General features: G+C 68.7%; 11 protein-coding genes. 8 read left to right on the plus strand and 3 right to left on the minus strand.

Annotated elements, in window-relative coordinates; genetic code table 11:
* Positions 1–93: 93 nt before the first annotated feature.
* The 5 genes from smc to def all read left to right on the plus strand — a co-directional run bounded on the left by smc (position 94) and on the right by def (position 7978).
* Entirely contained in the window at positions 94–3609 is a 3516-nt protein-coding gene (gene smc, locus ACAM52_RS10940; RefSeq protein WP_354346808.1) for a chromosome segregation protein SMC, read from the plus strand.
* Between the two features lie 13 nt (positions 3610–3622).
* Positions 3623–4729: a cell division protein ZipA C-terminal FtsZ-binding domain-containing protein gene (locus ACAM52_RS10945; protein ID WP_062471237.1), complete on the plus strand. Its 1107-nt coding sequence runs from the start codon at positions 3623–3625 to the stop codon at positions 4727–4729.
* A 26-nt stretch (positions 4730–4755) separates the two neighbouring features.
* Complete coding sequence (ligA, locus tag ACAM52_RS10950; RefSeq protein ID WP_369647003.1) at positions 4756–6852, plus strand: NAD-dependent DNA ligase LigA; 2097 nt, start codon at positions 4756–4758, stop codon at positions 6850–6852.
* A 119-nt stretch (positions 6853–6971) separates the two neighbouring features.
* Complete coding sequence (locus ACAM52_RS10955; RefSeq protein ID WP_223301316.1) at positions 6972–7394, plus strand: hypothetical protein; 423 nt, start codon at positions 6972–6974, stop codon at positions 7392–7394.
* A 44-nt stretch (positions 7395–7438) separates the two neighbouring features.
* Complete coding sequence (gene def, locus ACAM52_RS10960) at positions 7439–7978, plus strand: peptide deformylase (protein ID WP_070060694.1); 540 nt, start codon at positions 7439–7441, stop codon at positions 7976–7978.
* Positions 7979–7998: 20 nt separating this feature from the next.
* Here def and ACAM52_RS10965 read toward each other — a convergent pair whose 3' ends face one another.
* Entirely contained in the window at positions 7999–8388 is a 390-nt protein-coding gene (locus tag ACAM52_RS10965) for a DoxX family protein (protein ID WP_062471245.1), read from the minus strand.
* A gap of 173 nt (positions 8389–8561) precedes the next feature.
* Here ACAM52_RS10965 and ACAM52_RS10970 point away from each other — a divergent pair, with 173 nt between their 5' ends.
* From ACAM52_RS10970 to ACAM52_RS10980, 3 genes are read left to right on the plus strand one after another with little or no spacing between them, the layout of a single operon-like run.
* On the plus strand, positions 8562–9620 hold the full coding sequence (locus ACAM52_RS10970; protein ID WP_354346813.1) for an amino acid ABC transporter substrate-binding protein: 1059 nt from the start codon (positions 8562–8564) through the stop codon (positions 9618–9620).
* On the plus strand, positions 9617–10615 hold the full coding sequence (locus tag ACAM52_RS10975; RefSeq protein ID WP_354346815.1) for an ABC transporter permease subunit: 999 nt from the start codon (positions 9617–9619) through the stop codon (positions 10613–10615). The genes ACAM52_RS10970 and ACAM52_RS10975 overlap by 4 nt, the downstream gene beginning before the upstream one ends.
* Positions 10612–11670 (plus strand): amino acid ABC transporter permease, encoded by a 1059-nt coding sequence (locus tag ACAM52_RS10980; RefSeq protein ID WP_369647004.1) that lies wholly within the window; start codon positions 10612–10614, stop codon positions 11668–11670. The genes ACAM52_RS10975 and ACAM52_RS10980 overlap by 4 nt, the downstream gene beginning before the upstream one ends.
* On the opposite strand, the gene ACAM52_RS10985 is transcribed toward ACAM52_RS10980, so the two are convergent.
* Together ACAM52_RS10985 and pgm are read right to left on the minus strand one after the other, a co-directional pair.
* A complete protein-coding gene (locus tag ACAM52_RS10985; RefSeq protein ID WP_354346818.1) occupies positions 11625–12038 on the minus strand; it encodes a PPC domain-containing DNA-binding protein in 414 nt (137 codons plus the stop codon). The genes ACAM52_RS10980 and ACAM52_RS10985 overlap by 46 nt on opposite strands.
* A 16-nt stretch (positions 12039–12054) precedes the next feature.
* A complete protein-coding gene (pgm, locus tag ACAM52_RS10990) occupies positions 12055–13710 on the minus strand; it encodes a phosphoglucomutase (alpha-D-glucose-1,6-bisphosphate-dependent) (RefSeq protein ID WP_369647005.1) in 1656 nt (551 codons plus the stop codon).
* Positions 13711–13753: the final 43 nt, after the last annotated feature.

Raw genomic sequence — 13753 nt, forward strand, 5'->3', positions numbered from 1 at the left:
GGCTGGGGCGGCGGCCCGCTTCAAGCTGCGGGCCCGTGCAATTTTCCTTACAAATCAATACCTTGGCGCTATGCCAAGGCAGGGCGACAAGTCGTGCGTCTTAACTCCATCAAGCTCTCGGGCTTCAAGTCGTTCGCCGAACCCACCAACTTCCTGCTGCCGGGCCAACTGGTCGGGGTGGTGGGGCCGAACGGCTGCGGCAAGTCGAACATCATGGATGCCGTGCGCTGGGTGCTCGGCGAGTCGCGTGCGTCGGAACTGCGCGGCGAGTCGATGCAGGACGTGATCTTCAACGGCACGACCACCCGCAAGCAGGCCAGCCGCTCGAGCGTCGAACTGGTGTTCGACAACGCCGACCACCGCGCCGGCGGCCAGTGGAACCAGTTCACCGAAATCGCCGTGCGCCGCGTGCTGACGCGCGACGGCACCAGCAGCTACTACATCAACAACCAGCCGGTGCGTCGCCGCGACGTGCAGGACGTGTTCCTGGGCACCGGCCTGGGCCCGCGCGCCTACGCCATCATCGGCCAGGGCACGATCAGCCGGATCATCGAATCCAAGCCCGAGGAGCTGCGCCTGTTCCTCGAAGAAGCCGCGGGCGTCTCCAAGTACAAGGAGCGCCGCCGCGAAACCGAGAACCGCCTGGGCGACACGCGCGAGAACCTCACGCGCGTCGAAGACATCCTGCGCGAACTCAACGCCAACCTCGAGAAGCTCGAGAAGCAGGCCGAGGTGGCGGCGCGCTACAACGCGCTGCAAGGCGACGCTACGAAGAAGCAGCACCAGCTGTGGTTCCTCAAGCGCGGCGAAAGCGATGCCGACCAGGCCAAGATCAAGGCCGATTCGGAAAAGGCCATCAACGACCTCGAATCGCGCACCGCCGACCTGCGCCGCATCGAGTCCGAACTCGAAACCGTGCGCCAGGCCCACTACGGCGCCGGCGACCTGGTGAACCAGGCGCAAGGCAAGCTCTACGAAGCCAGCGCCGAAGTCGGCCGGCTCGAAGGCGAGATCCGCTTCGTGGTCGAAGGCCGCCAGCGCGTCGAGCAGCGCCTGGTGCAGTTGCGCGAGCAGATGGGCCAGTGGGGCCGTCGCCGCGAAGAAGCCGAGGCCGAGATCGAGACGCTGGCCGGTGCCGGCGTCGATGCCGAAGAGCAGGCCATCCTGCTGGCCGCGCAGCTCGAAGAGCACGACGCGCGCCTGCCTGACCTCGAAGAGGCCGTGCAGCGTGCGCAGAACGAGGCCAACACGCAGCGCGCGACGGTCTCGCAGGTGCAGCAGCAGATCCAGGTGCTGGCCGCCGACCAGCGCAACATCGAAGACCAGAGCCGCCAGCTCACGCTGCGCAGCGAACGCCTGCGCGCCGACCAAAACGCGCTGGCCGCGCCCGACGAAGACCGGCTGACCGAGATGCAGGAGCAGCTGGCCGCGGCGCAGGAAACCGCCAGCGAATCCGACGCCCGCCTGCAGGAACTGCAGGAGGCTGTGCCCCAGCTCGACGAAGACCGCCGCGCCAAGCAGCAGGCTGTCAACACCGAGGGCGCCCGACACGCCGAGTTCTCGGCCCGCCTCGAAGCGCTGCGTGCGCTGCAGGAGAAGGTCAAGACCGACGGCAAGCTCGCCCCCTGGCTCGCCAAGCATGGCCTGGACGGCCTGCAGGGCCTGTGGAGCCGCATCCACATCGAACAGGGTTGGGAGAACGCGCTCGAATCCGCACTGCGCGAACGCCTGGGCGCGCTCGAAGTCAGCCGGCTCGACATGGTGCGTGCCTTCGGCAACGACGCACCGCCCGCCAAGCTGGCCTTCTACAGCCCGCCCGCCGCTGGCGTGCCGCAGGGCGCGGGCGCGCTGCCCAAGCTGTCGAGCCTGCTGCGCCTGAACGACGCTGGCCAGCAGGCGTTGCTGAACGACTGGCTGCACGGTTGCTACACGGCCGAGACTTTCGAAGAGGCGCTGGCCCAGCGCGCCACGCTGCAGCCCGGTGAGGTGATCTACGTGCGCAGCGGCCATGCCGTGTCGTCGCACAGCGTGAACTTCTACGCGCCCGATTCCGAGCAGGCGGGTCTCCTTGCCCGTCAGCAGGAAATGGAAAACCTCGAGCGCCAGCTCAAGGCCCAGACGCTCATCAATGAAGAGGCGCGCACCGCGCTGGTCCGTGCCGAAGCGGCCTACGGCGACGCCGCGCAGCGCCTCGTCACGGCCCGCCGCGAAGCCGCCGAAACGCAGTCGCGCGCCCATGAGCTGCAGGTCGAGACGCTGCGCATGACGCAGCTCGCCGAACAGACCCGCGCGCGCAGCCAGCAGCTGGCCGCCGACCTCGGCGAGGTCGATGCCCAGCTCGAAGAATTGCAGGAAAAGCGCATCGCCGCCGAAGGCCGCTTCGAAGAGCTCGACATGCAGCTGGCCGACAGCCAGGAGCGCCATGCGCAGCTCGACGAGCGCGTGATCGAGGCCGGCCGCGCGCTCACGGCCAGCCGCGAACAGCACCGCAGCCTCGAGCGGCAGGCGCAGGAAGCCACTTTCTCGCAACGCACGCTCGAAGCGCGTCGCGGGGAACTGAACCGCAGCATCGAAACTGCCTCGCAGCAGACCGTCGCACTGACCGATGAAGACGAGCGCGCCCGCGCCGAGCTGAGCCGCCTGTCGGATGCCGCTGCGCAGGCCGGCCTGCAGGACGCGCTGTCGCTCAAGCTGGAGCGCGAGACCGCCCTGGGCGCGGCCCGAAGCCAGTACGACGACCTCACGCTCAAGCTGCGCGCCAGCGACGAACGCCGGCTGCAGCTGGAGCGCGAACTCGATCCGCTGCGCCAGCGCATCACCGAATTCCAGCTCAAGGAACAGGCCGCGCGCCTGGGTGTCGAGCAGTACCAGCAGCTGCTGGACGACGCCGGCGCCGACCTCGAGGCGGTCGCGCAGTCGATCGAGACCGAGAAGGTGCGCCTGACCGGCCTGCAAAGCGAAATCGACCGCCTGAACCGCGAAGTGGTCGCGCTCGGCGCCGTCAACCTCGCCGCGCTCGACGAACTCGCGATTGCGAGTGAGCGCAAGATCTTCCTCGACGCCCAGTCGGCCGACCTGAACGAGGCCATCGGCACGCTCGAAGACGCCATCCGCAAGATCGACGCCGAAACGCGCGACCTGCTCGGCGGCACCTTCAAGATCGTCAACGAGCACTTCAGCCGCATGTTCCCGGAGCTGTTCGGCGGCGGCAACGCCAAGCTGATGATGACGGGCGACGAAATCCTCGATTCCGGCGTGCAGGTCATGGCCCAGCCGCCCGGCAAGAAGAACCAGACCATCCACCTGCTCTCGGGCGGTGAGAAAGCGCTCACGGCCATTGCGCTCGTGTTCGCCATCTTCCAGCTGAACCCGGCGCCTTTCTGTCTGCTGGACGAAGTGGACGCGCCGCTGGACGACGCGAACACCGAACGCTATGCCAAACTCGTCTCCGCCATGAGCCGTGAAACCCAGTTCCTTTTCATCAGCCACAACAAGATCGCCATGGAAATGGCCGAACAGCTGATCGGCGTGACCATGCAGGAGCAGGGCGTGTCGCGCATCGTTGCGGTCGACATGGAGTCGGCAGTCTCGATGGTCGAAGCGGCATAAGGCAGGCGCGCGCATGAGCAATCTCACCCTCGCCCTGGCGATCCTTGGCGGCCTCGTTCTCGCTGCCGTCGTGGCCTACAACACCCTGATGTCGCGCCGCAATGCGCCGCGCCAGCCCGACGCTGTCGATGTCGCCCTGGCCGAAGCCGAGCGCGCGCTGGCCGGCGGCAGCGACGGCGGCGTGGAGCCGATGCTCCATGCCGACCCGAGCCAGGTGGCCGGCAGCGACCGCCACGAGCCGCTGTTTGATCCCGACCTGCCCGCGCCCAGCGGCGTGCCCGTGCCCACCGGCGAGCGCCGCGGCGGGCTCGATCCGCTGATCGACGTGATCGCGCCCATCTCGCTCGAAGGCCTGGCCTCGGGCGATGCCGCGCTCGCGTCGATGCCGTCGACGCGCCGCGCCGGCAGCAAGCCGGTGGCCATCGAAGGCCTGAACGACCTCACCAGCCAATGGGAGCCGCCGGCGCCCGGACAGCGCTACCGCGCCTTCCAGGTCGGCGTGCAACTGGCCAACCGCACTGGGGCGCTCAACGAGATCGAGTATTCCGAATTCGTGGTCAAGGCGCAGGCTTTTGCCGATGCCGTGAACGGCGCGCCCGAGTTTCCCGAGATGCTCGACGAAGTGGCACGCGCCCGCGAGCTCGACCAGTTCGCCAGCGCGCACGACGCGCAACTGGGCTTCGTGCTGCGCGCGCTGCACGCGGCCTGGAGCCCGGGCTACGTGCAGCAGAACGCCGCGCGGCTGGGTTTTGTCGCCGGGATCATCCCGGGCCGCATGGTGCTGCCGACCAGCGAGGCCGGCCTGCCGCCGATCCTCGGGCTCTCGTTCGACACCCAGGCCGCGCTGGCCGACGACCCGGCGCAATCGGCGATTCGCGAGCTCAGCCTGAGCCTCGATGTGCCGCAGGTTGATCGCGGCGAAGAGCCGTTCCGTCGCATGCGTGAAGCTGCTGCCACGCTAGCCCGCGAGATGGACGGCGTGGTGACCGACAGCGACGGCCAGTTGCTGCGCGACGAAACCATGGACGTGATCGGCACCGACCTCGAGCAGCTGTACGACACGCTCGACGCACGCGACCTCGCCGCGGGCTCGCCGCTGGCGCGACGCCTCTTCAGCTGACCCGTCTTTTTCCCGAGGGACCCCCCATGACAACGCGCGACGAAGCGGCACGCGAAGCCGCCGCACTGAGCGAGCAGCTGCATCGCCACGCCCATCTGTACTACGTGCTCGACGCCCCCGAGCTGCCCGACGCCGAGTACGACAAGATGTTCCAGCGCCTGCAGGTGTTGGAGACCGAGTTTCCCGAACTGCGCACGCCCGATTCGCCGACGCAGCGCGTGGGCGGCACCGTGCTCGACAGCCTGGCCAAGGTGCGCCACCGGGTGCCGATGCTGTCGATCCGCACCGAGACCGACATCACGCCCGCCGGCGCCAGCGCCTTCGACGCACGCGTGCGCCGCGAACTGGGCCTGGCTGAAGACGCGCCGCAGATCGGCTACGTCTGCGAACTCAAGTTCGACGGGCTGGCCATGAGCCTGCGCTACGAGCACGGCGTGCTGGTGCAGGCCGCCACGCGCGGCGACGGCGAGGTGGGCGAGGACGTCACGCAGAACATCCGCACCGTGCGCGAGATTCCGCTCAAGCTCAAGGGCGCGGCCCCGCCGGTGGTCGAGGTGCGCGGCGAGGTCTACATGAAGCGCGCCGATTTCGATGCCCTCAACGAACGCCAGCGCCAGAAGATCGCCGCCGGGCAGAAGAACGAGAAGGTGTTCGTCAACCCGCGCAACGCGGCGGCCGGCGCGGTGCGCCAGCACGACCCGGCGATCGCGGCAGAGCGCCCGCTGAGCTTCTTTGCCTACGGCCTGGGCGAGGTTTCGCCCGCGACCGAAGGCGGCCCCGACATCGCGACGCAGTTCGACTGGTTGCAGCAGTTCCACGCCTGGGGCTTTCCGGTGGCCACGCAGACCGCGCGGGCGACCGGTGCTATTGAACTGATAGCGTTCCACGAAACCATCGGCCGCCAGCGCGATGCGCTGCCGTACGACATCGACGGCGTGGTCTACAAGGTCGACAGCCTGGAGCTGCAGCGCCAGCTGGGCTTTGTCTCGCGCGAACCGCGCTGGGCCGTGGCCCACAAGTACCCGGCGCAGGAGCAGCTGACCGAGGTGGTCGGCATCGAGATCCAGGTCGGCCGCACCGGCAAGCTCACGCCGGTGGCCAAGCTGGCACCGGTGTTCGTGGGTGGCGTGACCGTGACCAACGCCACGCTGCACAACGAGGACGAAGCCCGCCGCAAGGACGTGCGCGTGGGAGATACCGTGATCGTGCGGCGCGCCGGCGACGTGATTCCCGAAGTGGTCGGCGTCGCGCCTGACAGCTTGGCCAAGCCCGACAACCAGCGCGGCGCGGTCTTCACCATGCCGCACAAGTGTCCTGTGTGCGATTCGGAGGCGGTGCGGGAGCAGGGCGAGGTCGACTACCGCTGCACCGGCGGCCTGTTCTGCGCGGCGCAGCGCAAGGAGGCCATCCTGCATTTCGCGGCGCGGCGCGCGGTCGATGTCGACGGGCTGGGCGACAAGCTGGTCGAACAGCTGGTCGATGCCAACCTGATTCGCACCTTGCCCGATCTCTACAAGCTCGGCTTCGTCACGCTGGCGGGCCTGGACCGCATGGCGGAGAAGTCGGCCCAGAACCTCGTCGATGCGCTTGAGGCCTCGAAGAAGACCACGCTGCCGCGCTTCCTGTTCGGCCTGGGCATCCGCCACGTCGGCGAGAGCACGGCGAAAGACCTCGCCAAGCATTTCGGCAAGCTCGACGCCATCATGGAGGCGACCGAGGAGCAGCTGCTCGAGGTCAACGACGTCGGCCCGGTGGTGGCGCAGAGCCTGCGTACCTTCTTCGACCAGCCGCACAACCGCGAGGTGGTCGAGCAGCTGCGCGCCTGTGGCCTGACCTGGGAAGAGTTCGAGCCCGAGGCCCGCGCGCCCAAGCCTTTGGCGGGACTGACCTTCGTGATCACCGGCACCCTTCCTACGCTGGGCCGCGACGAAGCGAAGGATAAATTGGAGGCAGCCGGCGCCAAGGTGGCCGGCTCCGTCAGCAAGAAGACCCACTACCTCGTGGCCGGGGAAGAGGCCGGCAGCAAGCTGGACAAGGCGCGCGACCTCGGCGTCACGGTGATTGACGAGGCGCGTATGCTGGAGATCCTCGCCAGCGGTGTTCCGCCGGCACCCGACGCCTGAGTCGCCCGGCGCCCGGGATCCAGGCCTTTACCGGCCGTTACGCGACTTCACACCAGCGCAGTCAACAGGGTCTACAAGCGGGCGTTGAACGATCACAGAAGGCCGACAAGGAGTCCCTCATGCAAAAAATTCGTGTTCTCGCTACCAGCCTCGCACTCGGCGGCATCGCGCTGCTGAGCGGCTGCGTGGCCGTTCCTGGCGATCCGTACTACTCCGGCGGCTATTCCGAACCGTACTACTCCGATCCGGGTCCCGTGGTGGTGCCGGCGCCGGTGTACATCCAGGGTGGCGGCTACTACGACAACCGTCGCCCGTACTACGACCGCCGTCCTTACTATGGCCGTCCCGGTTATCCCGCGGTGCGTCCCAGCTACCCAGCCGTGCGGCCGACCTATCCGGCCGGGCGTCCACCGGGTTGGCAACGTCCGCCGGCTGTCTCGCCTGCGCATCCGGGCGTGTCGCCCAACTACCCGAGCAATGCGATGCGCCCACCGCCGGGCGTGCCGTGGCGTGACGCGCCGGCGTTGGCCGACAAGCCCTGAGCAAGCGTCCAGCGAGGGCGCGGCGCGCTGGCCATAATCTCTACATGGCCTTCCGCGAAATTCTCAAGATGGGCGACCCCCGGCTGCTGCGCACCGCGCAGCCGGTCGCCGCTTTCGACACCGACGAACTGCACCTGCTGGTGCGCGACATGTTCGAGACCATGCAGGCGGTCAATGGCGCCGGCCTCGCGGCGCCGCAGATCGGCGTCGACCTGCAGTTGGTGATCTTCGGCACCGACACCGTCAATCCACGCTACCCCGACGCGCCGCCGGTGCCGCGCACCGTGCTGCTCAACCCCGTCATCACGCCGCTGGGCGATGAAGAGGAAGAGGGCTGGGAAGGTTGCCTGTCGGTGCCCGGCCTGCGCGGCGTGGTGCCGCGCTTCGCCCACATCCGCTACACGGGCTTCGACCTGTACGGCGACCCGATCGACCGCACCGCCGACGGTTTCCATGCGCGCGTGGTGCAGCACGAGGTCGATCACCTGTTCGGCAAGCTGTACCCGATGCGGGTGCGCGATTTCTCGCGCTTCGGCTACACCGAGGTCCTGTTCCCGGGCCTCGATGCGGCCGACGACGACTGATTCGCCAGTCGCCTCTTCGCCTACTTGTTGTTGAGCCCGAAGCGCCCGCCGCCCGTGAGCGCGAGCGAGATCGCCGCGAACAGGAACATGCCCTGCAGTTCCAGCGCCCAGCCGCCTTGCCCGTTCAGCGCGCCGAGGTCCTTGCGGTGGGCCAGCCAGATTGCCACCACCATGTTGATGGCCACGACCAGCGCCGCGGGCCGCGTGAACAGGCCGACGATCAGCAGCACTGGCGCCAGGATCTCGCCCACGTAGACCAGGTAGGCCAGCACCGCGGGCACGCCGTGCGACGCGAGCATGCCGCCGATGCCGTCGACGCCCTTGCCGACCTTGGCAATGCCATGCAGCAGGATGAGGATGCCCAGCGCAACGCGCAGGATGAGCTTGCCGGTGTCGTCGGACTTGACCATGGTGTGATTCCTGTTCGGGAGTGATGAAAGGGCCGTATGGTAGTGAAACTGGCCGCGCCGCGGACCGATCGCCCGCGAGCGGATCGACATATGTATCCAACGCAGGGTTCTTTGTCGTCGGCCTGCATCGCCCCGTACACTGCCTTTTGCCTACTGTTGAGGAGTACACACCCATGACGAAGAAGACAACGACCACCCCAACCACCCGACTGCGCCCGGCACTGTTCGCCGCCGCTTCCGTTCTCGTGCTGGCCGCCGCGGCCCCGGCCTTTGCGGGCAAGACGCTCGACGCGGTCAAGCAGCGCGGCACCGTCAAGTGCGGCGTGACCAACGGCGTGGCCGGTTTCTCGGCCCCCGACACGCAGGGCAACTGGTCGGGCCTGGACGTCGACACCTGCCGCGCCATCGCCGCGGCCGTGCTGGGCGATCCCAAGAAGGTCGACTTCGTGCCGCTGAATTCGCAGCAGCGCTTCTCGGCGCTGCAGGCCGGCGAGATTGACATCCTCGCGCGCAACACCACCTGGACGCTCACGCGCGACGCCTCGCTGGGCTTCAACTTCACCACCATCACCTATTACGACGGCCAGGGCTTCCTGGTGCCCAAGAAGCTCAAGGTGACGAGCGCCAAGCAGCTCAAGAACGCCACCATCTGCACGCAGTCGGGCACCACCAACGAGAAGAACGTGTCGGACTACTTCCGCGCGCAGAACATCCCGGTGAAGACCGTCGTGTTCGAGAGCTTCGAAGCCTCGTTCAAGGCCTTCTTCTCGGGCCGCTGCCAGGCCTTCACCACCGACGCCTCGGCGCTGGCCGGCCTGCGCAACAAGGAAGCGCCGAACCCCGACGACTACCTGATCCTGCCCGAGCTGATCTCCAAGGAGCCTCTGGCGCCGCTGGTGCGCCGCGGCGACGACGAGTGGTTTGCCATCGCCAAGTGGGTGCCCAACGCGCTCATCGAGGCCGAAGAATTCGGTGTCACACAGGCCAATGCCGACCAGCTCAAGGCCGGCAGCAAGGACCCGGCGCAGCAGCGACTGCTCGGCGCCGGTGAAGACCTCGGCAAGCTGCTGGGTCTCGACAAGGACTGGTCGTACCGCGCCATCAAGGCGGTGGGCAACTACGGCGAGATGTTCGAGCGCAACGTCGGACCGAAGTCGGTGCTCAAGCTGCCGCGCGGCTCCAACAACCTGTGGAGCAAAGGCGGCCTGATCTACGCACCTCCTGTTCGATGAGTCGGCAGGCCTCGCGCCGCGGCGCCTGGCTGGCTTGGCTCGTGCAGGCCCTCCTGGTGCTGGTCGTCGTGGCCGGCGCCGTCTGGGTGGTGAACCATGCGCTCGACGTGCTTCGCGCACGCGGTGTGCGTTCGGGTTTCGACTTCCTCACCGAGCCCGCGGGCTTCTCGATCAGCGAAGGCTGGATCGACTTCGATGCCAGCCAGCCCTCCTGGCGCGCGTTCCTCGCGGGCCTGATCAACACCGTGCGCGCGGCCGTGCCTGCGGCCGTCTTCGCGGTGGTGCTCGGCACGCTGATCGGCATCGGCCGGCTCGCGCCGCACGTGCTGCTGCGCGGCATCTGCACGGCGTATGTGGAGCTGCTGCGCAACGTGCCGCTGCTGGTGCAGCTGCTGATGCTGGCGTTCGCGATGGCCAACCTGCTGCCCGATCCGACCGAGCCCGTGCACCTGCTGCCGGGCGTGTGGCTCAGCAAGGGCGGGCTCAGCGTGCCCTGGCCCGTGGCGGGCGAGGGTGGCGGGTGGCCGACGCATTTCGAATGGCCCGAGCGCGGTGACTTCGGCGTGAGCGGCGGCGCCGCGCTGAGCCCGGAGTACGTGACCATCGTCGCCGGGCTGTCGCTGTACTCGGCGGCCTTCGTCGCCGAGATCGTGCGCGCCGGCATTCTCTCGGTGTCGCAGGGGCAGGTGCTGGCGGGGCAGGCGCTGGGCCTGTCGTCGGTGCAACAGCTGCGCCTCGTGATCCTGCCGCAGGCGCTGCGCGTGATCGTGCCCTCGCTCACCAACCAGCTGCTGAGCCTCACCAAGAACTCGTCGCTCGCCGTGGCCGTGGGCTATCCGGAGCTGGTGTCGGTGGCCAACACCACCATCGGCTCGAACGGGCGCGCCTTCGAGTGCATCGCGATCATCATGGCGGTGTACCTGCTGCTGTCGCTCGTGATCTCCTTCGGCATGAACCGCTATAACGCGCGCGTCGCGCTGCGAGGCTGGCGATGAGAAACGTCGCGCAAGGCCCCATCGCATGGCGCAGCGAGCTGTGGGGGTCGCCGCTGCGCGCACTGGCCACGGTGCTGCTGCTGGGCCTGCTGGCCTGGGCCGGCTTCCACGCGTTCGAATGGGGCGTGGTGCATGCCGTGTTCCGCCCCGACGTCGACGCCTGCCGCGCGGTGCAGCACGGTGCCTGCTGGGGCGTGGTGGCCGAGAAGTGGCGGCCGATGCTGTTCGGTCGCTTTCCGTACGAAGAGCAATGGCGCCCGGCCATCGCGGTGGTCGTGCTGTCCGCGGTGACCGTGCTCAGCGCCTGGCCACGCAGCTGGCACTGGTGGCTGGCGCCCTTGTGGGGCGTGGCCTTGCTGCTGTTCGTCGGGCTGATGCACGGCGGCGTGGCGGGGCTGAGCGTGGTGCCGACCAGCCGTTGGGGCGGCCTGCCGCTCACCATCGGGCTGGCGGTGGTCGGGCTGGCGCTGGCCTTTCCGCTGGCGCTGCTGCTCGCGATGGGGCGGCGTTCCGAATGGCCCGTGGTGCACACGCTGAGCGCGAGCTACATCGAGCTGGTGCGCGGCGTGCCGCTGATCTCGGTGCTGTTCATGGCCTCGTTCCTGCTGCCGCTGCTGTGGCCCGCGGGCTGGCAGCCCGACGTGCTGGTGCGCGTGCTCATGGGCCTCACGCTGTTCGTCGCTGCTTATCTTGCGGAGATCATCCGCGGCGGCCTGCAGGCCGTGCCGCGCGGGCAGACCGAGGTGGCGATGGCGCTGGGCTTCGGCCGCTGGCCGGTGCAGCGCGACATCGTGCTGCCGCAGGCGCTGCGCCTCGTGGTGCCGGCGTTGACCAACAGCGTGGTCGGCACCTTGAAGGACACCTCGCTGGTCACCGTGGTCGGCCTGTTCGAGCTGACCGGCGCGCTCGGGCTGGCGCTGGGTGGCGACCCGGTCTGGCGGCCGTTCTACCTCGAGGGCTACCTGTTCGTGGCCGCTGTCTACTGGCTGCTGTGCTTCGGGCTGTCGCGCTACAGCGTCTGGCTCGAGCGGCGCCTGGGCACCAGCTCGGCGTAGCCGGTCTGCGCATCGGGCTCGCGCGAGAAGCGCCACGCGGGCAGCACCGCGACGAGGATCTCGGCCGTGGTGCGCACCACGCAGCCCGGCGCGGCATGGCCGCCCGACACCCGGCCGTCGCCGTCCGACACGCTGAGATGCAGGTGCGAGCCGTCGGGCGACAGCGTGCCGGCGAGCGTGAGGATTTCAAGGTCGCCTTCGATCCGCGTCGCCGTCTCCGCACCCGCGAAACGGATGCTCGCGCCGCGCAGGCTGCCGATGCCCGAGACCACGAAGGCCGCGTCGCCGATGCCGGGTTGCTTCAGCACGGCGTCGAGCGCCGCGCGCAGGTCGTCGCCCGGTTGCAGACGCAGCACCAGCGTGTCCATGCGCGTGCGCCTCGCGTCAGCTCGCCGACAGCGCCTTGTCGACCACCTGCTGCGCCTCGCCGAGGATGCGTGCGAGGTGGTCGTCGCCGAGAAAGCTCTCGCCGTAGATCTTGTAGATGTTCTCCGTGCCCGACGGTCGCGCGGCGAACCAGCCGTTCTCGGTGACGACCTTCACGCCGCCGATGGCCGCGCCGTTGCCCGGGGCGTGGCTCAGCACGTTCTCGATCTTCTCGCCCGCCAGCGTGGTCGAGGTGATTTGCTGCGGTGACAGCGCCGACAGGCGTTTTTTCTGCTCGGGCGTGGCGGGCGCGTCCACGCGGTCGGACACGGGGCGCCCCAGCGCCTGCGTCAGCTCGGTGAAGCGCTCGCCGGGGTCGCGACCCGTGCGTGCGGCGATTTCGGCCGAGAGCAGGGCGGGCACGATGCCGTCCTTGTCGGTGGTCCACGCGCTGCCGTCGTGGCGCAGGAAGGTGGCACCCGCGCTTTCCTCGCCGCCGAAGCCCAGCGAGCCGTCGACCAGCCCGTCGACGAACCACTTGAAGCCCACCGGCACTTCGTACAGCGGGCGGCCCAGCCGCGCCGCCACGCGGTCGATCATGCGGCTGCTGACCACGGTCTTGCCAACGGCCGCCTGCGCCGGCCAGTGCGGGCGGTGCGTGAAGAGGTAGTCGACCATCACCGCGAGGTAGTTGTTCGGCTGCATCAGGCCCGCGCTGCGCGTGACCACGCCGTGGCGGTCGTGGTCGGTGTCGCAGGCGAAGGCGATGCCGAAGCGGTCTTTCAGCGCGACCAGCCCGTGCATCGCGTCGGGCGACGACGGGTCCATGCGGATGCGGCCGTCCCAATCGAGCGACATGAAGCGGAAGGTCGGGTCGACCGCCTGGCTCAGCACGTTCAGGCGCTGGAGCTTGTAGCGCGCAGCAATGGCGGGCCAGTAGTGCACGCCGGCACCGCCCAGCGGATCGACACCCAGGTCGATGGTGCCGCCGCGGATCGCGTCCATGTCGAGCACCTGGGCCAGGTCTTCGACATAGGTGTTCAGGTAGTCGTGGCGGTGCGTGGTGGACGCCTTCAGCGCCTGCGCGAGCGGCATGCGTTTCACGCCGTCGAGCTTGTTCGCCAGCATCTTGTTGGCGGCGGCTTCGACGGCGGAGGTGATGTCGGTGCCCGCGGGGCCGCCGTTGGGCGGGTTGTACTTGAAGCCGCCGCTTTCGGGCGGGTTGTGCGAGGGCGTGATCACGATGCCGTCGGCCAGGCCGCTCGTGCGTCCGCGGTTGTAGACCAGGATGGCGTGCGACACGGCCGGCGTGGGCGTGTATTCGTCGTCCTTCGACAGCATCAGCTCGACGCCGTTGGCCGCCAGCACCTCGACCGCGCTGGCGAAGGCGGGCGTGGACAGCGCGTGCGTGTCGATGCCCAGGAACAGCGGGCCGTCGATGCCTTGCTGCTTGCGGTAGTCGCAGATGGCCTGGCTGATCGCCAGCACATGCCATTCGTTGAACGCGTCGTCGAACGAGGAGCCGCGATGGCCCGAGGTGCCGAAGGCCACGCGCTGGCTGGGCACGGCCGGATCGGGGCGGCCGGTGTAGTAGGCCGAGACGAGGCGCGGCACGTCCACCAGCAGATCAGACGGGGCCGGCTGGCCCGCGAGGGGATGGGAAGAGGTGCTCATGTCGAAAGCGGGGTGATGAAAGGGAGCGCACCGGCGGTGCCGC

The organism is Variovorax sp. V118, from assembly GCF_041154445.1.
Taxonomy (GTDB): Bacteria; Pseudomonadota; Gammaproteobacteria; order Burkholderiales; family Burkholderiaceae_C; genus Variovorax; species Variovorax boronicumulans.